We start from the raw sequence: 17,440 nt of genomic DNA on the forward strand, positions 1-17,440 counted from the left end.
CAGGCGACCAGGACATGGTCCAGGCGGCACCGATGGTGCAGTGGGTGGGCGGCAAGCGCCGCCTGGCCCCGCATATCCTCCCGGTGTTTCCGGATCATTCCTGCTACGTTGAGCCCTTCTGCGGAGCCGCCGCGCTCTTCTTTTTGAAGGCGCCGGTCAAGGTGGAGGTGCTCAACGATATCAACGGTGATCTGGTCACCCTTTACCGGGTGGTCCAGCATCACCTGGAGGAGTTTGTAAGGCACTTTAAATGGGCCTTGACCAGCCGCGAGATTTACAAGTGGCTGCAGATCACCCCGCCCGATACGCTGACCGACATCCAGCGCGCTGCACGGTTTTTTTACCTTCAGAAAAACGGCTTCGGCGGCAAGGTGCAAGGCCAGACCTTCGGCACGGCGACCACCAGCCCCGGCAGGCTGAATCTGCTGCGGCTGGAAGAGCAGCTCAGCGCCGTCCACCTCCGGCTGCACCAGGTGTTTATCGAGCGCCTGGAGTGGTCGGCCTGCGTGGCCCGCTACGACCGCCCCCACAGCCTTTTTTATTTGGATCCACCCTACTGGGGCACCGAGGGCTACGGCGTGGCGTTTGGGCTTGAACAGTACGACCTGATGGCCGAGCTGATGGGCACCATGAAGGGCAAGGCGGTGGTCAGCGTGAACGACATCCCCGAGATGCGCAAGGCGTTCAAGGGGCACAGCATGAAGCGGGTCAGCATCAGCTACTCGGTCGGCGCTTCAGGGCGCGGCCGGGAACCCAAAGGCGAGCTGATCATCAGCAATTTCAAGCAAGGTGCGCACTAGTGCCGAACTGCCGGCAAAACCGCTTGCTGGCCGGCCCGAAGAGAGCGTTACTGGGTCCATGAACAAACCAGCCAAAACCCTCCCATCACCAGCGCCGGCAGCGGTCCTGGAAGCCATCGCAAAGCGGCACCTTTTTGTGGATACCCTGGTGGTCCGCAACCGGGACCGCCTCGACTTCTACGACATCGGCGTGTCGTCCATCGAGCGGGCGCTGCAGGCCGCTTATCAGGCCGGCGCGGAAGCCGCCAAGGCAGGTCAGGCATGAAGACGCTGGCCACCGCCTATGCCGCGCAACAGGCGCGCAACCAGCAGCTCCTGAAGCGCTTGGAAACCGCCCTGGCCACCCACGCAGATGCAGCGGCTGCAAAGCCAAAGAACTGGGGCTACCTCGGCGACCTGACTGCAACGACCGGGCGGCTGATCGAGGCCCTAAGCAGCCTGGACGCCCTGACCGCCGAAGAGCGCGCAAAACATCGGGTTTAATGGGCGTTTTAAGCCCCGCCGGGAGCCGGATACCCAGGAGGGGGTAATTTGTGGACAACTGCCCTGCCAGCCACAGCTTTTCCCTACTCCAAGATCGTGGCCCGCTTGCTCCACGATTGCGGCCCGATACACAAGCAGCCATTGGCGCCGCGTGGTGGCGGCCCGGTGGGGGAGGGGATGCATGAAGCTGACGAAGTGAAAGAAAATTTGGTGGAGAGGAGGAGGATCGAACTCCCGACCTCTGCATTGCGAACGCAGCGCTCTCCCAGCTGAGCTACCCCCCCACACCTGCGAATTCTAGCGAACTGCGCAACGCACCGCCAGCCCCGCAGGGGTCCGCTTCCCGCTTCCGGTTCAGGCGTGACGCGGGCGGGCGGCCGCCAGCAGCTTTTGCACCAGCGGGTGCAGCAGCTTCTTGTGCGCGGCAAGAGCGTAGAAGTGTTCTTCCACACCCTCGCAAGGCCCCACCCGCCTGACCTGGTAACGCGCGGTCATTTCCTCCTGCATCAGCTCGGCCGCCGGGAAAACGCCCATCCCGGCAGCGCCAAAGGTCTTGAGCAGCGCGCTGTCTTCAAACTCGCCGGCGATGTGGGGGGTGATGTCCAGCCGCTCGAACCACTGGTCGAGGGGGGCGCGCACCGCGCTGTGGCTGGTGGGCAGCAACACCGGGACCCGGGCCAGCGACTGCGGGAAACCCTTGCGCGCCGCGGCATACAGGGAAGGCGGCGCATACCAGGCCAGCGGCGATGACGCGAGCGGGTGGCTGTAGAGCTTGACGTTGGGGTTGGGCGGCGCGGGCCGGTCCGCCAGGATCACATCGAGCCGGTGCAGCGCCAGGTCACCGAGCAGGTCCTCGAACTCGTCCTCGTGGCAAAGCAGCCTGAGTCTGGGCTCATGCATGACCGGCTGCAGGAGGCGCCGCACGGCCAGCTTGGGCAAGCCGTCGGAGATGCCCACCGCCAGCCGCACGGTCGGCGTGCTGGCAGCCTCGCGCACCGCGCTTGGCAGTTGTTCGCCGAGCTGGAAAATCTGCTCGGCCTGGCGCATGGCCGCGGTGCCGGCGGGGGTGAGCGCCACGCCGCGGCCCTCGGGCTTGAGCAGGGCGTAACCGAGCGAACGTTCCAGTTCGCGTACCTGAGTGCTCACTGTTTGCACCGCCATGCCCAGACGGTCGGCGGCACGTGTCATGCCGCCTTCCTTGGCCACGACCCAGAAATAGTAGAGGTGGCGGTAGTTGAAGTCTTTGCTCATGATTCTGTTTTTCAGAAGTGTTTTTTCGCCATTATCTGCTTTTAAAGAAGTACACATCGCGGTATCGTCAAGGCTTCCACAGTGAAGGAGCCTCCCATGGAGATTATTTTTGAATCGCGCGAACCCTGGCTGGAGCGCCTGCGCGGGTTTGCCGTGCGCCGGGTGCGCCAGGCCACGCGCCCGCTCGACTGGCTCGCGCCGCGCGCCAGGGTGCAGATGTCGGACGTGCCAGGTGCCACGGACGGTATCGACAAACGTTGCCAGGTCGAGTTGACTGCCGAAGGCGCCGGCACGGTGGTGGTCACGTCGATCACCCGCGACTGGGGATCGGCGCTGCAAAGCGCCTTGTCGCGCGCAATTCGGGCGTTGCTGCGCAAGTTGCAGCCAGCCCCCACCCACATCCGTACCCGCACGCGCGCCATCACTCACCAGCGCTGAGCGCTGCCGTATGAAAACCCCCGAAAGGAACACCCCATGAAATGCCCCGTCTGCCCCGATGCAACCCTGCTGATGTCCGAACGCCAGGGCGTCGAAATTGACTACTGCCCCCAGTGCCGGGGTGTCTGGCTGGACCGCGGAGAGCTCGACAAGCTGCTGGACCTTTCTGCCGCAGCGCCCGCCGCGCGGCCTGCTGCTGTGCAGCCGGTCCAGCAGGTGCAGCAGGTCCACCCCGACTTTGTGGACTCGGACTACCGGCACGGCAAGCGCGGCTATCCGCGCCGGCACAAGTCCTGGCTCAGCGAAATTTTCGACTGAACGTCCCTGCAAAAGCAGAAAGTACATCCCATGAGAAGTTATCCCCGAAACAGCCCTCAGGCCGCGGCTCGCATTGTTGCGCTTGCCATGCTTGCTGACGGAAGTCTGTGCAAAAAGGAACTCGACATCTTTGACCGGCTGGACGTGCCCGCGCAGATCGGAATGGGCCAGGCCGAGTTCCACTCGGTGGTCCAGACTCTTTGCGAGGATCTCCTCTCGGCAGCGCATTCCAGCTGGGGCGCCATGTGTCGTATTGACCCGAGGACGCTGGCCGAACTGATGGCGGAGATCGACCGGCCTGAGCTGCGCCGCAAGCTCATCCGTCTGTGCGTTGCGATGGTGGAAGCGGACGGGAACGTTGCAGACAGCGAATCGATCGTGCTGGAGGCCGGGGCCGAGCATTGGGGACTGCAGCGCGAGATGCTGGAGATGCGGGGCCAGCATGGGTGACTACGCCGTTCCTTTCGCAGCGCTGCCTGCCTTGATCCTGTGGTGCGCCTGGCGCGAACAGCTCGCCGAAAACAGGCGAGATGCAAAGCGCGTGGGCGCTTGCGATGCGAGCGGAGTTCTGGTGGCTGCTGCAGTGTGGCTCGCCTGAACCCACAGGCCCTTGAATACCGCCACGTCAAACCAATCAACTGAAGGAGTAAAGCCATGTCAAGAGTTCTTGTCCCGTTCGATGGATCACCCAATTCTCTGCACGGCGTGCGTCACGTCGAGAGGGAATTCATGAAGAACCGGGCGCTCGAAATTCATGTGCTCAACATACAACGGCCGTTTTCGAGTGAGGTCGCCCGTTTCACCGGCAGGCGGGACCGGATGGCGTTCCATCAAGAGCAGGCCGAAAAGGCGCTCGTGCCGGCGCGGCAGGCGCTGGACCGCTCCGGCATTCCCTACACCGTCCATACCGAAGTCGGAGACAGGGCCGTTTGCATTGCGGATGCGGCACGCCGGCTCCGATGCGATCGCATCGTGATGGGCACCGCGCGCAAGAGTTCGCTGGTTCGCTGGGTCGAGGACTCCGTCACCAACCAGGTGATCGAACGCACGACGGTGCCCGTGGAGGTGATTGCCGGGGACGCGGCCTCGGGCCTGGAGCGTATGGGCATTCCGGCAGGCGTGGGTGCGGGACTCCTGGTTCTTGGCATGGCGGCCGACTGATGAGGCTCAGTTGGACCGAATGGCGCGAATCACCCTGCCAGGATTTCCGCGCGCGGCAGGGTCCAGCCACTTGCGACGCGGTCGCCCGGCGTTATGCCGCCCCAAACCTTCCCGGCTTCTTGCCGGCTGACCTGTAACACCACCTGACACCCCATGAAAACAAGCGCCTCAACCACGCCCTTACGAAGAAGACCCGCCACGCATGCCACGTCCGGAGGGGCCCATGAGCAATATTGAATCTTTCGCCACCGGTCCGATGTGGGCCGGCTTCATCGCTTTCGTCGTTGCCATGCTTGCCCTGGACTTGTTTGTCCTGGGCGGTAACAAGGCCCACCGTGTTTCGGTCAAGGAGGCCGGAAGCTGGGTCGTGGCCTGGATGCTGCTGGCCACGACGTTCGGCGCCTTGTTGTGGTGGTACCTGGACGGCACGGCCGGCCGCGAGATCGCCAACCGCAAGGCCCTGGAGTTCTTCACCGGCTACCTGATTGAGCAGACCCTGTCGGTGGACAACATGTTTGTGTTCGTGATGATCTTCACCTACTTCGCCGTTCCGCCAGAGTTGCAGCGCCGCGTGCTGTTGTACGGCGTGATCGGCGCGATTGTCATGCGCGCCGGGATGATCATGGCCGGCGTCTGGCTGGTGTCGGAGTTTGCCTGGGTGCTCTACGTGTTCGGCTTTTTTCTGGTGGTGACCGGGATCAAGATGCTGGTCATGGCCGATCAGAAGCCCGATCTGGAGAAGAACCCCTTGCTGCGCTGGCTGCGCTGCCACATGCGCATCACCCCGGGCTTTCATGGCGAGGCTTTCTTTGTGCGCATCAACGGCCTGCGTTATGCGACGCCCATGTTCCTGGTGCTGATGATGATCGAGGCCAGCGACCTGGTGTTTGCCGTGGACAGCATCCCGGCCATTTTTGCGGTGACCACCGATCCGTTCATCGTCTTCACCTCCAACATCTTCGCCATCATGGGACTGAGGGCGCTGTACTTTCTGTTGGCTGACATGGCCGAACGCTTTCATTTGCTCAAGTACGGCCTGGCGCTGGTGCTGGTCTTTATCGGAGGCAAGATGCTGGCGATGCCCTGGTTCCATATGCCGGTTCAGTGGTCGCTGTTGATCGTGGGCTCCATCATTCTCGTTTCCATAGTCCTCAGCCTGAAGATGACTGCCCGCCAACCTTCCAGGAGTGATTCATGACCGATGCTGCGATACAAGACGCCGTTCCCGCACCAGCCCTTGAGCGGCGCGATGACGTGGGCCGGCTCGTTGCCACGACCTGGCACGGCGCTGGCGCCACGGGCGACAACGGTAGCGCGCGCTGGCTGGTGGCGGTTGATGGCTCGGCGTGCTCGTTGCGCGCCGTCGCGATGGTCGCGGAGCTGGCGACGCGGGAGAAAGGTGCCGGGGTTGATCTGGTGCATGTCCAGCCCTGGCTGAACAAAGAGGCCGCGGAGACCGAACTGCCGCGGCGCGGATGGGCAGCCACGGCGCAGGCGCGCCAGTTGCTGGACGCGGCGTCGGTTCCGTGGCGCGTGCATGTGGTCATGGGCGTGGGTGCGCCGGAGATCACAAGCCTGGCCGATGCCTTGGGCAGTCGCGGCATCGCCATCGGCTCCCGCGGGCTGACCGCCACCGAATCCCTGTTGCTGGGCTCGGTGGCCTACCAAGTCGTGCACCTGGCCAGGCTGCCCGTGCTGATTGTGCGGTAACAGCCGCTGGCGATGCCCTCCGTGGAACCCGTCATCCTGTTCTTCGTGCTCGGCGCGATCGCTGGTTTCGTGCGTTCGGACCTCAAGATCCCCGGCGTCCTCTATGAGGCCTTGAGCATCTTTCTCCTGCTCGCGATCGGCCTGAAGGGTGGTGTCGAGCTCGCGCGTTATCCGCTGCTCGATGTCGTGCTGCCGGCCCTCGCTGTGGTGGTGGTGGGCGCCCTGATTCCGCTGGTCGCATTTCCGGTCCTGCGCGGCGTCGGCAAGCTTTCAAGCGCCGATGCGGGATCGATCGCTGCGCACTACGGATCGGTCAGCGTGGTCACCTTCGCTGTCGGCGCCAGCTACCTGGCCCGGCTGGGCGAAGCCGCCGAGGGCTACATGACCGTGTTCCTGGTGTTGCTCGAATTTCCTGCCTTGATGATCGGTGTGCTGCTGGCGCGGCGCGGCGAGCAAGGCACCCCCTGGCGTCAGGTAGTACACGAGGTCTTCGCCGGCAAAAGCATCGTGTTGCTGATCGGTGGGCTGGTGATAGGCTGGGTGGCAGGGCCGGGCGGCATCGCGCCGCTCGACCGCCTGTTCTTCGACCTGTTCAAGGGACTGCTTGCTTTCTTCCTGCTGGAGATGGGGCTGGTGGTTGCCAGGCGTTTTGGCGACCTGCGCCAGGCGGGCTTTTTCCTGGTCGCATTTGCCGTCCTCATGCCGCTGGCGGCCGCAGGCCTGGGCCTGGTCACCGGCATGCTGCTCGGGCTGTCTGTGGGCGGCGTCACGCTGCTGGCCACGCTGTACGCGAGCGCCTCCTACATCGCTGCGCCGGCGGCCATGCGTATCGCCGTGCCTCAGGCCAATCCGGCGCTGTCGATCGGCGCGGCGCTCGGCATCACTTTCCCGTTCAACCTCGTGGTGGGCATTCCGCTTTACCACCGGCTTGCCCAGCACCTTCATCACGCCGGAGCCTGACGCCATGGAATTGACTACCCGCAAACTGCTCACCATCGTGACAGAGTCCGCCCTTGAGGACACGCTCGTGCACGACATCGAAAACCTCGGTGCGCGTGGCTACACCATCACCGATGCACGCGGCAAGGGCGGTCGCGGCATGCGCGACGCCACCTGGGCGCCGCACGCCAACATCCGCCTCGAAGTGCTCTGCGACGCCGACACGGCCCAGGCCATCTGCACCGTACTGCGCGAGCGCTACTACGACAACTACTCCATGGTGATGTACGTTGGCGAGGTCGTCGTCTTGCGCCCCGAGAAGTTCTGATTCTGGAAACAACAACTGAAAGTGCATGATGCAAATCGCCACCCAAGGCCGTCTGGCCGTGATCGCCATGCTGGATTTGGCCCTTCGCACCGATCAGAAACCGATTGCGCTGGCCACTATCGGCGTACGGCAGAAGATCTCACTGACGTATCTCGAGTCGCTATTCGCACGGCTGCGTCGGCGCGGTCTGGTGCGCAGCACGCGGGGGCCAGGCGGCGGTTATGGCCTGGCCTGCAGCGCCGCTGACATTACCGTGGCCGATATCGTGTACGCCGTTGACGAATCGGAGCCTCCGTGCACCCGCGCCGCAGCCCAGCCGTCTAGCCCCGACTCTCCTGCGGGTCAGCGGATTGCCAGCGACTGGTGTGCCGATCTTGAACGCGAGATGGCGCAATTCCTGGCATCGGTTTCTCTGCACGACCTGGTGTTGCAGCAGGGCCGCCGCGGCCCTGCCCCGTAGCCTGCCTGCGTGCGGGTTGCGAACACCGGCGGCGCGATACACCAGCCCGAGGCGGCAGCGCGCAACTCCGTCGTTTAGACTGATGCCAAGGAGTACCGGCTTTGAACCTGTTTTGCATGCGTTTCCCACCTGCGGGCCGGCTTGGCCTGTGGGCACTCGCCGGCCTGCTGGCAGGCTGCGCAGCCCCGATCAAGCAGTTTCCCTTGCAGGAGCAGTTCGCATCCACCGCCACCTACTCGCGCATGTTCGACGCCACGCCCGCGCAGACCTGCGAGGCATCCCGGCGCGCGCTACTGAGCCAGGGCTACCTCATCAACACCGCCAGGAAAGACCTGGTGGATGCCCAGAAAAGTTTCCAGCCCGAACCCGAGGCGCATCTTCAAATCGCGATTCGTGTCGTGTGCGCGCCGGAAAGTATCGATGGCAAGGTCAGCCTGGGTTTTGTCACGGCCCTGCAGGACACCTACGCCCTGAAGAAGAGCAACAACTCGGCCAGCCTTGGGGTGGGGGCGATCGGATCGGTCTCGTTGCCCTTCAGTGCCAGCAACGACTCGCTGGTCAAGGTCAGCAGCCAAACCATCAGCTCCGACGCGTTTTACGACAGCTTCTTTGACCTGGTCAGGCGTTACCTGGTGATGGGCGACACCGAGTAAACACTTCAGGCCGTGTTCAGGCGGGCAGGGCCTCGCCCCAGTAGTGGAAAGTGAAGGGCCGCGGCCCCGGCAGGTAACGTGTGTGCAGGTCCGGCAGCACAAAGCCGGCTTCCTGCAGCAGGGCCGGGATGTCGCGCCCCAGGTGGCAGCCGCCCGCCACCTTGCCCCACAGCGGCTGCAGCCGCTCCTGCCAGCGCCGCACCGAGGCATCGGGCGCGCGGCCGTGTTCGCAATACAGCAGCCGGCCTCCGGGGGCCAGCACACGGCGCATTTCCTTCAGCGCGGCCAGCGGGTCGGGGATGGTGCACAGGGTGTAGGTCATCAGCACCGTGTCCACACTCGCGTCGGGCAAGGGGATTTTTTCGGCCGACAGCGCCAGCAGCTCCACGTCCAGCCCGGCCTGCGCGATGCGCTCAAGCGCCAGCGGGTGCAGCTCCAGCGCCGGGTCCAGCGCGATGATGCGGCTGACGCGGGCCTTGTCGTAATAGGGCATGTTCAGTCCCGTGCCCACGCCCACCTCGAGCACACGGCCGCGCGCCAGCGGCACCACCAGCTGGCGCTGGCGGCCCAGCATCGGCAGGCCGCAGGCAAAGTCCAGCGCGCGCGGCAGGATGTGGCGGTCGTACCAGGACGTGCTCATGCTGGCAACGCCTCACCGACAGCTTGTGTAGCCACGATCAGGTCGGCTACCAGTCGCTCATCCACATCCAGCAGGCCTTCGTATTCACCCCGGTTGCGCATGTTGTGGCATTTGTCCAGCACGCGCCACACCTCGGGCCCGAGCCCCAGCGTATGCGGCAGTACCTGGAACACGATGTAGCGGTTGCTCGCGCGGTAGCCCAGCCGGCGCAGGGCGGCCAGACTCAATGAGTGTGCAGCGTTGTAAGCCAGGTCAAAGCGGCTTTCCAGCGCGAGGGAGGTGTTGCGTGCGTCGTTCAGTCGTGCCATGCCACTACGTACCAGGCCCGCGAACTCCTGGGCATCGGTCGCCTCGGCTTGCAGTTGCTTGCCGGGGCCGCACAAGTTGTCAAGCGCTTCGGACATGGAGTGTTTCCTCGTTTCCCATCAGCCATATTTTGGGCTGCTTCATGACCCGCGTGAGAAATGCATTGTCCCCGGTCATGCGTCTGGCGATATCCGCCGGGGTGTAGAGCGTGGGGTTGACCTTGCGGCTCAGTCGGTGGGTGGCGCTTTCCAGCGCGCTGAACACATCGGCATAAGCCAGGCTGGCGCTCACGATCATCACGTCGATATCACTCTGGACGGTATCCAGGTGTTTGGCCACCGATCCATAGATGAAGGCGCCTTCAATCTGCGCGGCCAGCGGCGCCAGGGCCACACGCAGCACGTCGGCCATTCCCATGGTCTTGAGCACCAGGCCACGCAACTCATCGAAGACCGGGGCAGCCGCATTGGCCTGGTAGTGCTTCTGGTTGCCCTGCTTGTTGAAGACGAGCAAGCCAGCCTCCGTCAGTGCCGCCAGCTCGCGCTGAACGGCCCCGGTGCCGGACTGCGCCAGCGCAATCACCTCATTGGCGTAAAAACTGCGAGCCGGATTGCCGAACAGGACGGCCAGCACGCGTTGGCGCACCTTGGGGAAAAGGGCGTCGGCCAGACTTCTTGCGGGAAAGGGTGGTGCTTGTTTCATACCCATATTGGGTTCGATGATACCCAATATAGGTATTTTTGACCAGCATTCAGTCAAGGACTGTCGGCTTCCTGATGTTCCAGTTCACGCAAGCTTCCCGGGGCCAGGCCGTCGAGGTAGTAAGGGCCGATGGCGGCGCGGATCAGGCGCAGTGTCGGATAACCCGCGGCCGCCGTCATCCGCCGCACCTGGCGGTTGCGGCCTTCGCGAATCACCAGCTCGATCCAGGCGGTGGGAATGGCCTGCCGTGTGCGTATCGGCGGCTCGCGTTCCCACACTTCGGGCGGCGGCGCCAAGAGGCGGGCTTTGGCCGGCAGTGTGAGGCCGTCCTTGAGCTGCACGCCTGCACGCAGCGCCTGCAGCGCGGCCTCGTCGGGCACCCCTTCGACCTGCACCCAGTAGGTTTTTTCCATCTTGAAGCGCGGGTCGCTGATGCGGGCCTGCAGCCGGCCGTTGTCGGTCAGCAGCAGCAGGCCTTCGCTGTCGGCATCGAGCCGGCCGGCCACGTACACGTCCGGAATCGCAATGAAGTCCTTGAGCCCGCGCCAGCGCCCCTCCGGCGTGAACTGGCTCAGCACGCCATAAGGCTTGTTGAAAAGGATCAGGCGGGCAGGGCTGTTATTCACTTGGCCCGCAGTCCCTGCACCAGCGCGCCCAGCGTTATGCCGGCCAGCGCCCAGAGCAGGTCCCAGTTGCCCGCGCCCAGGCCCGCAATGGCCGGGCCGGGGCACACGCCGCACAGGCCCCAGCCCACGCCGAACAGCGCCGCGCCCACCGCGGTGTCGCGGTTCCAGGCGCTGGGGTGGGTGTGGAAATGGTCGTCCAGCAGCGGCCGGGCCAGCAGCCGGGGCGCCAGCTTGTAAACCAGCGCCACCACCACGACGGCGCCGCCCATCACCAGCATGAGCCCGAAGTCTTCAAAGCGCAGAAAGCTCAGCACCACCTCGGGCCGGATCATGGTCGAGTACGACAGCCCGAAGCCAAACAGGGCGCCCGCTGCCAGCGTGGCCAGGCCGCGTGCGGCGCCGCTCATGCCAGCCACCTCGCTGCCAGGTTGGCCGTCAGGAAAGCGGTCGCCATGAAGGTCAGCACCGCCATCAGGGAAGGCAGCTGCAGCGAACCCAGCCCGCAGATGCCGTGGCCCGAGGTGCAGCCGTTGCCCAGCCGCGCGCCGTAACCCACGAAGAAGCCACCCACCAGTAACTGCCACACCGGCACCGCAGTCGCTTCCGGCTTGCCGTCGGCAAAGCCCAGCCACCAGACCAGCGCGCCGAGCACCAGCCCGGCCGCATACACCAGCCGCCAGCCGCGCGACCCGACAAAACGCGCCTGCTGGAAAAACGGCCAGCGCACCACGAAGGACCAGGTGCTGGAAAACACCGTGCTCATGCCGCCGATGCGGCCCGTCAGCACGAACAGCAACGCCGTGCCCAGGCCAACGATGAGACCGCCCAGCAGATAGTGCTGCCAGCCGAGGGGGAAGAGGGAGAGGGAAAGGTTCATGGGAAAGAATTATCCGTGAGCGCGGGTTTTCTCGCCGCTGAATGCTGCCATGCGAGGTGCGCCATCGGTGCCTCCGGCCTCAGCACCCCAGCTGCTCCGCCAGGGCCAGCAGGTCTTTCGCGTGCCAGGTGTTGGCGGGGTCGGGCGACACGTCCTTGGGCTGCGCCGCGCCGAACTCGGCCGGCCGCTCGATGTAGGCGGTCTGCAGGCCGCAGGCGCGGGCGGCGGCCAGGTCGTCCTGGTGGGCGGCGACCAGCATCACGTCGGCAGGGGCCAGGTCAAACACTTTGGCCACACCCAGGTAGGTGGCCGGGTCGGGCTTGTAGGCGCGAAAGACTTCGGCCGACAGGATGCAGTCCCACGGCAGGGCCGCGCGTTTGGCCATGTTGGTGAGCAGGCCGATGTTGCCGTTGGACAGCGTGCAGATCGTGAAGCGCGACTTGAGCCGCGTCAGCCCCGCCACCACATCAGGCCACGGGTCCAGCCGGTGCCAGGCCTTGTTCAGGTGCTGCTTTTGCGCCTCGCTCAAATCGGCCAGGCCGAACTCGCCGAGGATGCTGTCGAGGATCAGCCGGTGCAGGTCGTCGATCAGCGTCCAGCCCAGCTCGCCGGCCATCACGCGGCGCATGGCCGGCTGGTAGCCGGCGCGCCAGGCCAGCGCAAACGCGGCGCCGTCCACAGCGGGGCGCAGGGCCTGCACTTCGCGCGCGATGCCGCTGTGCCAGTCCACCACGGTGCCAAAAACATCAAAAGCCAGAACCTGGGGGAGTGCCTGGGAGCGAGGAGGTGGGGGCGGTGTGCTCATCTGCGCATTATCCGCACGCGGGGTGCCGGCGATGCGGTTTTGAATCACGCAGCCAATTGGTTGCATGTTTTGTCAAACTGGTTCAGAATATAAACGCAACAAAATGGTTGCCTATTTACCTGCAAGGAGCTTTTTCATGAACCACTACCACCGCCAGCTTCTGCTGGCCGCTTCACCCGCCGCCGTTTACCAGGCCGTGGCCACGCAGCACGGCCTGCGCAGCTGGTGGACGCAGAGCTGCGACGTTGACACCACCGTGGGCGGCAAGGCCACCTTCCGTTTTGGCGAACACCACAAGGTCATGCAGATCAACAGCCTGGAGCCCGGGCGTGAAGTGCGCTGGCATTGTGTGGAGGCGCTGATCAACGTCGACGCCTTCAAACGCAAAGACGAATGGGTGGGCACCGACATCGTTTTCCGGCTCACGCCACAGCCCGGCGGCAAAACCCTGCTGGACTTTGAACATATTGGCCTCACGCCGGACTTCGAATGTTTTGCGGTCTGCGAACGCGGCTGGAACCAGTACCTTGGCAGCCTGCAAAGCCTGGTCGAAACCGGGCAGGGTGCGCCTTTCGTTCCGGAAGTAACGAGTTGCTCGGCCTGAACACAAGCCCCGCAGACCCCGCTAACATTCACCGACAGGAGTTCACCTTATGACCACCGACAGCAGCACCGACCGCGTCGAACGCAGCATCCACATCAAGGCCCCGCGCAACAAGGTGTGGCATTCACTCACCAACGCCGAGGAATACGGCAAATGGTTTGGCGCCAAGCTCACCGGCAAACGTTTTGAGCCCGGCCAGCGTGTGCAGGGGCCCATCACCATCCAGGGTTATGAACATGTGGTGTTCGACGTGGTGATCGACCGCGTCGAGCCCGAAACCCTGATGAGTTACCGCTGGCACCCCCATGCGGTCGACGCGGGGGTGGACTATTCAAAGGAAGAGCGCACGCTGGTGACCTTCACCCTGAAAGACGCAGCCGACGGCACACTGCTGACGGTGACCGAAACCGGCTTTGACAAGGTGCCGCCCGCGCGCCGCATGGAAGCCTTCCGGGGCGTCAGCAACGGCTGGCCGCATCAGCTCGACAACATTGCCCGCCATGTCACCAGCCAAACCGCGCGCTGACAAGGCCTCAGCGCCCGCGCCCGACATGGCGCCGGTGTTTTTTGCGCTGGGTGACAAGACGCGCCTGCAGCTGATTGCCGCGCTGTGTGTGGGTGGTGTGTTTTCCATTGCGCAGCTCACGGCCAACACCGCGCTGACGCGCCAGGCGGTCACCAAACACCTGCAGGTGCTGGCCGACGCCGGGTTGGTGAAAGACCTCAAGATTGGCCGCGAACGGCTGTGGCAGTTCGAGCCGCAGCAGCTTGACGAAGCGCGCCGCACGCTGGAGCTGATTGCCCGCCAGTGGGACCAGGCGCTGGGCCGCTTCAAGCTGGCGATGGAGAAGAACTGACAGGACCGGAAGGGCTGACGCCCAGGAAGGCGGCTGCTTTCCCGGGCGTCAAATGCTATATATTTGATAGCTGGTGGCGCCCGCCCCTCAAGGGCTGGTGCCACTTTTCTTTACTAAAACCGTATCAGGCGGCTTTGGCAGCGCGCCGCTGGCTGAAGGCCGAGCTGCGTTTGGCTTTGACGGTGGTGGCGTCGTCGCCGGCGATCTTGCCGGCCAGGTCGGCGGTTTTCTGCTCGATCTGCGCGGCCAGCTTGCTCAGCGCCAGGGCGCCGGGTGCGGTGGCCTGGGCCAGGGTCGTCAGCGTCTTCGCGCCGGTTTTTTCTTCAAACAGCGCGGCGTTGGCGGCAGCGCGCTCGACACCGGTTTCGGCCAGCTTCACCAGTTGGCTCACCACCTGCTCGGCGCCGTCGGAGCTCAGGGTCAAGCCCTTGCTGTACAGCGCGCTGAAGGCCAGCTGGGCTGCCGTGGCGTTTTTGGCGACTTCAGCGCTCAGCTCCGAGCGCGACTGCTTCAGAGCGCGATTCCAGCGCTGCTCCAGCTCACTGACCACACGCTCGCCGCCGGCGCGGTAGGCATCAATCACGTTTTTGGCGGTGTTGCCGTAAGACTCGATCAGGTCGGCAGCAACGGTAGACAGGTTTTTGGCGCTCATGGTGTTTCCTTGGGGGAGTGGTTCAACAATGGCCCAATCATGCGGGTTTCCCCTAGTGTTGGCGACCTAATGGGCTAGGGGCGGGCATCCAGAATCAGCGGCGACCGGGCCAAAGAAGGGAATCTGCTACGCTTTCAGGAGCTGCCAGCGCACTCAGGTATTGGGCTGGAGGCCGATTTGGCATGTAAATTTGCGCTTAACCGTTCGGGCTGAGCTTGTCGAAGCCTGTTTGCATTGTGGCTACCCTTCGACAAGCTCAGGGCGAACGGGGGTGGCGCCGCCGCGCCTCAGGCGGCCAGAAACAGCGCCGGATCCACCATGGCGCGGTTCAGCATCACGCCCCAGTGCAGGTGCGGCCCCGTGACGCGGCCGGTGGCGCCCACGGCGCCCACACGTTCGCCGGTTTTCAGCACATCGCCCAATTGCACGTCGATGGCGCTCAGGTGGCAGACCATGCTCAGCAGCCCGCCGCCATGGTCCAGCCAGACCGTGTTGCCGTTGAAAAAGTAGTCCCCGGTGTCGATCACCCGGCCCGGTAGCGGTGCCAGCACCGGTGTGCCGGTGCCGGCCGCGATGTCCATGCCGCTGTGCGGGCTGCGCGCCTGCCCGTTGAAGACGCGCCGCAGCCCGAACGAGCTGGAGCGCCGCCCCGGCGTGGGCACCTGCATGCGCAGGGCTTGTGGCAGCGGCTGGCTGAAGGTCGCCATCACCACCGCTTGGTGCGCACGCTCACGCTCGTAACGCGCCAGATCTTCCGGCGACAGGTCCACCGTGCGCGGCGAGACCTTGAGCTGCTGCTCGCTGTAGCGCTTGGGCGCCACCGTGTAGGCCACCTGCTGCTGGCCGCCCTCGGGTGCCTGCACGGCGATGTTCGCCGCGCCGGGCGTGGCCGCCAGCGGTATGCCCACCAGCGCCGTCCACTCGATCACGTCGCCCACCACCAGCAAGGGGATGTCGCCGTCGGCGTGCGGCAGATGCGCCTTCGGCCGCGTCGCCGCCGGGCCCAGCGAGAGCCGGGCAATGCCGCCGGGCACCGCCAGCGCGCGCGGCCAGACGCCGGAGGAGGACGGCGACGGCGAAGCTGGCGCGGCGGCAAGGCGCGCGGCCGGCCAGGCCAGCAGACCCATGCCGGCCAGCAGGGCACAGCGGCGGTTAAAAAGCGCGGGGGCGGGGTGAACAGGGCGGGTGGGCACGATGCGGAGGGGGCTTGCTGATTTATTCCTTTATCCAGGTGATCTTGCCGTCTTTCACATAGTCGTCGAATTGCGTGAGGGGAATGGCCGTCAGGCCGGCGATGCCCGGCGCATCTTCCCAGCTCAGGGTGGCGCTGTCGAACGACAGCGCGACTTCCACGCGCACCTTCGGAATCGTGATGGGCGCACCGTCACCCGGTGTGTAAGTCACGTCACCGGTAATCATGGCGAACTGGGGCATGGCAATCTCCTGGAGGGATGGATGAATGATCTGAATGGCCGCGAGTGCAGTGTTGCACCAACTGACAGGCCGCAGAGAACATATTACGCGTGGAAACCGGCCTTGTGTGTCGGCGAAGGACGCGACTTGCGGGGCCGTCCTGCAGCGCCCGCTGGCCGCACTGCGATAGCATCAGCGCATGAGTACCCAATACGAGAGCCTTCACCCCGCCACGCTTTACCCCGAGGCCTTCCATGTGGCCGCCCCCGCTTCACCGGTGGGGCGCAAGGTGTGGCCGCGTCAACCGGGTGTGTTCATCCGGGCGGCGCAGGCCGCAGGGGCGCCGGAAAGCGAAGAGATCGAGGAGGTTGAAGAGGTCGCAGGCGTCGACAAACCCGCGCGTGAGGCGCCCCTGCGTGAGCTGGTGGCCGGGCAGTTCGGCCTGGTGCCGCGCTGGGTCAAGTCGGCATCCGACGCCAAGCTGCGTTCGACCAAACTGGTCAACGCCCGCTCGGAAACCGTGACCACCTCCAACAACTTCCGCGACGCCTGGCTGGCCGGGCAGCGCTGCATTGTGCCCATGATGGCCTTCATGGAAGACGACTGGCGCAGTGGCAAGGCCGTGTCCACCCGCATCGCCCGCGTGGACGGCAAACCCATGGGGGTGGCGGGCCTGTGGGAAAGCTGGACGGGCGCCGATGGTGAAGTCATCGTCAGCTACACCCTGCTCACGGTCAACGCCAACAGCCACGCCCTGATGAGCCGCTACCAGCAGCCCGGCAACGAAAAACGTATGGTGGCGATCCTGAACGAAGGCGCCGCCGACGCCTGGCTCAGCGCGCGTCCCGAGAAAGCCAGGGAGTTCATGCGCGCCTACCCGGCCAACTGGCTGACGGCCAACCCGGTCGAGAAAAAAGGCTGATTTTCCGGCGCAGGGCGCGCCGGTCCTGTAGGGCTGGGGCGCTGCGGGCTACCCAGCACGCAGCGCCGCGCTTAAAACGTTTCCCAACTTCCTTGCGCGGTAACCAGGGTACCGGCATGGCTCAACTGCCGCGGCGCGGGGCCGGCCACGGCCTGTCTGGCGCGGGGCGGTTGCATGGGCGTCCCACGCTGGCCGCTGTGGCTTGTGTGCCGCGCCGAATTCTGTGCGGCTTGCTGCTGCTGGTTCAGTTTGAAGGCGCTGACCACCTGGCTCAGTCCGCTGGCCTGCTCCTGCAGCGAGGACGCTGCCGCTGCCGCTTCTTCCACCAGCGCGGCGTTCTGCTGCGTCACCTGGTCCATCTGCGTGATCGCCTGGTTGATCTGCTCGATACCCTGGGTCTGCTCCTGGCTGGCCGCCGTGATCTCGGCCATGATGTCGGTCACACGTTTGACGCTGTCGACAATCTCGTCCATGGTCTTGCCGGCCTCGGCCACC

30 protein-coding genes and 1 tRNA gene are annotated in these 17,440 nt (G+C 64.9%); 18 read left to right on the forward strand and 13 right to left on the reverse strand.

From position 1 onward, the window contains the following. The first annotated feature begins 14 nt into the window (after nt 1-14). The 3 genes from B7X65_RS21930 to B7X65_RS21940 are packed head-to-tail and all read left to right on the forward strand — an operon-like array spanning nt 15 to nt 1,283. Complete coding sequence (locus tag B7X65_RS21930) at nt 15-800, forward strand: DNA adenine methylase (RefSeq protein ID WP_293596407.1); 786 nt, start codon at nt 15-17, stop codon at nt 798-800. A gap of 58 nt (nt 801-858) precedes the next feature. Further along, nucleotides 859-1,065 carry a hypothetical protein gene (locus tag B7X65_RS21935; protein ID WP_293596376.1) on the forward strand — a complete coding sequence of 69 codons (207 nt, stop codon included), beginning with the start codon at nt 859-861 and terminating at the stop codon, nt 1,063-1,065. Beyond that, complete coding sequence (locus tag B7X65_RS21940; RefSeq protein ID WP_293596377.1) at nt 1,062-1,283, forward strand: hypothetical protein; 222 nt, start codon at nt 1,062-1,064, stop codon at nt 1,281-1,283. The genes B7X65_RS21935 and B7X65_RS21940 overlap by 4 nt, the downstream gene beginning before the upstream one ends. A gap of 208 nt (nt 1,284-1,491) precedes the next feature. On the opposite strand, the gene B7X65_RS21945 is transcribed toward B7X65_RS21940, so the two are convergent. Beyond that, nucleotides 1,492-1,567: transfer RNA gene (locus B7X65_RS21945), tRNA-Ala, on the reverse strand. 70 nt (nt 1,568-1,637) lie between these two features. Continuing rightward, entirely contained in the window at nt 1,638-2,534 is an 897-nt protein-coding gene (locus B7X65_RS21950; protein WP_293596378.1) for a LysR family transcriptional regulator, read from the reverse strand. A gap of 96 nt (nt 2,535-2,630) precedes the next feature. On the opposite strand from B7X65_RS21950, the gene B7X65_RS21955 reads away from it, so the two are divergent. From B7X65_RS21955 to B7X65_RS22005, 11 genes are all read left to right on the forward strand, one after another. Continuing rightward, on the forward strand, nt 2,631-2,972 hold the full coding sequence (locus B7X65_RS21955) for an HPF/RaiA family ribosome-associated protein (RefSeq protein ID WP_293596379.1): 342 nt from the start codon (nt 2,631-2,633) through the stop codon (nt 2,970-2,972). A gap of 36 nt (nt 2,973-3,008) precedes the next feature. Further along, nucleotides 3,009-3,290, forward strand: a complete 282-nt coding sequence (locus B7X65_RS21960) for a zf-TFIIB domain-containing protein (RefSeq protein ID WP_293596380.1) — start codon at nt 3,009-3,011, stop codon at nt 3,288-3,290. Between the two features lie 87 nt (nt 3,291-3,377). Continuing rightward, nucleotides 3,378-3,740 carry a TerB family tellurite resistance protein gene (locus tag B7X65_RS21965; RefSeq protein WP_293596381.1) on the forward strand — a complete coding sequence of 121 codons (363 nt, stop codon included), beginning with the start codon at nt 3,378-3,380 and terminating at the stop codon, nt 3,738-3,740. Continuing rightward, nucleotides 3,733-3,888 carry a hypothetical protein gene (locus tag B7X65_RS21970; protein WP_293596382.1) on the forward strand — a complete coding sequence of 52 codons (156 nt, stop codon included), beginning with the start codon at nt 3,733-3,735 and terminating at the stop codon, nt 3,886-3,888. Before B7X65_RS21965 ends, B7X65_RS21970 begins: the two co-directional genes overlap by 8 nt. Nucleotides 3,889-3,944: 56 nt before the next feature. After that, entirely contained in the window at nt 3,945-4,451 is a 507-nt protein-coding gene (locus B7X65_RS21975) for a universal stress protein (protein WP_293596383.1), read from the forward strand. A gap of 223 nt (nt 4,452-4,674) precedes the next feature. Continuing rightward, complete coding sequence (locus B7X65_RS21980) at nt 4,675-5,649, forward strand: TerC family protein (RefSeq protein ID WP_293596384.1); 975 nt, start codon at nt 4,675-4,677, stop codon at nt 5,647-5,649. Beyond that, nucleotides 5,646-6,161, forward strand: coding sequence for a universal stress protein (locus tag B7X65_RS21985; protein ID WP_293596385.1), 516 nt, complete (start codon nt 5,646-5,648; stop codon nt 6,159-6,161). Before B7X65_RS21980 ends, B7X65_RS21985 begins: the two co-directional genes overlap by 4 nt. A 21-nt stretch (nt 6,162-6,182) precedes the next feature. Then, complete coding sequence (locus tag B7X65_RS21990) at nt 6,183-7,121, forward strand: sodium-dependent bicarbonate transport family permease (RefSeq protein WP_293596386.1); 939 nt, start codon at nt 6,183-6,185, stop codon at nt 7,119-7,121. A gap of 4 nt (nt 7,122-7,125) precedes the next feature. Then, a complete protein-coding gene (locus B7X65_RS21995) occupies nt 7,126-7,428 on the forward strand; it encodes a transcriptional regulator (RefSeq protein WP_293596387.1) in 303 nt (100 codons plus the stop codon). A 25-nt stretch (nt 7,429-7,453) separates the two neighbouring features. Next, complete coding sequence (locus B7X65_RS22000) at nt 7,454-7,888, forward strand: Rrf2 family transcriptional regulator (protein ID WP_293596388.1); 435 nt, start codon at nt 7,454-7,456, stop codon at nt 7,886-7,888. A gap of 116 nt (nt 7,889-8,004) precedes the next feature. Further along, nucleotides 8,005-8,541 carry a DUF2242 domain-containing protein gene (locus B7X65_RS22005; RefSeq protein ID WP_293596389.1) on the forward strand — a complete coding sequence of 179 codons (537 nt, stop codon included), beginning with the start codon at nt 8,005-8,007 and terminating at the stop codon, nt 8,539-8,541. A 16-nt stretch (nt 8,542-8,557) separates the two neighbouring features. Here the strand turns inward: B7X65_RS22005 and B7X65_RS22010 are convergent, their stop codons facing one another. The 7 genes from B7X65_RS22010 to B7X65_RS22040 form a co-directional block, all read right to left on the reverse strand. Beyond that, a complete protein-coding gene (locus B7X65_RS22010; protein WP_293596390.1) occupies nt 8,558-9,181 on the reverse strand; it encodes a methyltransferase domain-containing protein in 624 nt (207 codons plus the stop codon). After that, nucleotides 9,178-9,585, reverse strand: a complete 408-nt coding sequence (locus tag B7X65_RS22015) for a hypothetical protein (RefSeq protein WP_293596391.1) — start codon at nt 9,583-9,585, stop codon at nt 9,178-9,180. Before B7X65_RS22015 ends, B7X65_RS22010 begins: the two co-directional genes overlap by 4 nt. Then, nucleotides 9,569-10,189 (reverse strand): transcriptional regulator, encoded by a 621-nt coding sequence (locus B7X65_RS22020; protein ID WP_293596392.1) that lies wholly within the window; start codon nt 10,187-10,189, stop codon nt 9,569-9,571. The genes B7X65_RS22015 and B7X65_RS22020 overlap by 17 nt, the downstream gene beginning before the upstream one ends. Before the next feature lie 53 nt (nt 10,190-10,242). Then, complete coding sequence (locus tag B7X65_RS22025) at nt 10,243-10,815, reverse strand: pseudouridine synthase (RefSeq protein ID WP_293596393.1); 573 nt, start codon at nt 10,813-10,815, stop codon at nt 10,243-10,245. Next, nucleotides 10,812-11,222, reverse strand: coding sequence for a DUF6691 family protein (locus tag B7X65_RS22030; protein ID WP_293596394.1), 411 nt, complete (start codon nt 11,220-11,222; stop codon nt 10,812-10,814). The genes B7X65_RS22025 and B7X65_RS22030 overlap by 4 nt, the downstream gene beginning before the upstream one ends. Then, complete coding sequence (locus tag B7X65_RS22035; RefSeq protein WP_293596395.1) at nt 11,219-11,692, reverse strand: YeeE/YedE thiosulfate transporter family protein; 474 nt, start codon at nt 11,690-11,692, stop codon at nt 11,219-11,221. Before B7X65_RS22035 ends, B7X65_RS22030 begins: the two co-directional genes overlap by 4 nt. Before the next feature lie 79 nt (nt 11,693-11,771). After that, on the reverse strand, nt 11,772-12,497 hold the full coding sequence (locus B7X65_RS22040; protein ID WP_293596396.1) for a haloacid dehalogenase type II: 726 nt from the start codon (nt 12,495-12,497) through the stop codon (nt 11,772-11,774). Between the two features lie 136 nt (nt 12,498-12,633). Between B7X65_RS22040 and B7X65_RS22045 the strand changes: the two genes are divergently transcribed. The 3 genes from B7X65_RS22045 to B7X65_RS22055 are packed head-to-tail and all read left to right on the forward strand — an operon-like array spanning nt 12,634 to nt 13,958. Beyond that, nucleotides 12,634-13,101: an SRPBCC domain-containing protein gene (locus tag B7X65_RS22045; RefSeq protein ID WP_293596397.1), complete on the forward strand. Its 468-nt coding sequence runs from the start codon at nt 12,634-12,636 to the stop codon at nt 13,099-13,101. 49 nt (nt 13,102-13,150) lie between these two features. Beyond that, a complete protein-coding gene (locus B7X65_RS22050) occupies nt 13,151-13,627 on the forward strand; it encodes an SRPBCC family protein (protein ID WP_293596398.1) in 477 nt (158 codons plus the stop codon). Beyond that, the gene (locus tag B7X65_RS22055) at nt 13,602-13,958 is read left to right on the forward strand and encodes a metalloregulator ArsR/SmtB family transcription factor (protein ID WP_293596399.1); all 357 of its coding nucleotides are present in this window, start codon (nt 13,602-13,604) and stop codon (nt 13,956-13,958) included. Before B7X65_RS22050 ends, B7X65_RS22055 begins: the two co-directional genes overlap by 26 nt. A gap of 124 nt (nt 13,959-14,082) precedes the next feature. On the opposite strand, the gene B7X65_RS22060 is transcribed toward B7X65_RS22055, so the two are convergent. From B7X65_RS22060 to B7X65_RS22070, 3 genes are all read right to left on the reverse strand, one after another. Then, nucleotides 14,083-14,610 carry a hypothetical protein gene (locus tag B7X65_RS22060; protein ID WP_293596400.1) on the reverse strand — a complete coding sequence of 176 codons (528 nt, stop codon included), beginning with the start codon at nt 14,608-14,610 and terminating at the stop codon, nt 14,083-14,085. A gap of 287 nt (nt 14,611-14,897) precedes the next feature. Beyond that, nucleotides 14,898-15,803 carry a M23 family metallopeptidase gene (locus B7X65_RS22065; protein WP_293596401.1) on the reverse strand — a complete coding sequence of 302 codons (906 nt, stop codon included), beginning with the start codon at nt 15,801-15,803 and terminating at the stop codon, nt 14,898-14,900. Between the two features lie 22 nt (nt 15,804-15,825). Next, complete coding sequence (locus B7X65_RS22070) at nt 15,826-16,044, reverse strand: hypothetical protein (RefSeq protein WP_293596402.1); 219 nt, start codon at nt 16,042-16,044, stop codon at nt 15,826-15,828. A gap of 178 nt (nt 16,045-16,222) precedes the next feature. On the opposite strand from B7X65_RS22070, the gene B7X65_RS22075 reads away from it, so the two are divergent. Beyond that, nucleotides 16,223-16,945 carry an SOS response-associated peptidase family protein gene (locus B7X65_RS22075; protein WP_293596403.1) on the forward strand — a complete coding sequence of 241 codons (723 nt, stop codon included), beginning with the start codon at nt 16,223-16,225 and terminating at the stop codon, nt 16,943-16,945. Between the two features lie 71 nt (nt 16,946-17,016). Here B7X65_RS22075 and B7X65_RS22080 read toward each other — a convergent pair. Continuing rightward, nucleotides 17,017-17,440: methyl-accepting chemotaxis protein (locus B7X65_RS22080; RefSeq protein WP_293596404.1), on the reverse strand; the 424-nt coding region annotated here is incomplete at its 5' end.

The sequence above is a fragment of the Polaromonas sp. 39-63-25 genome (assembly GCF_002278925.1).
In the GTDB taxonomy this organism is placed as follows: Bacteria; Pseudomonadota; Gammaproteobacteria; order Burkholderiales; family Burkholderiaceae_C; genus Polaromonas.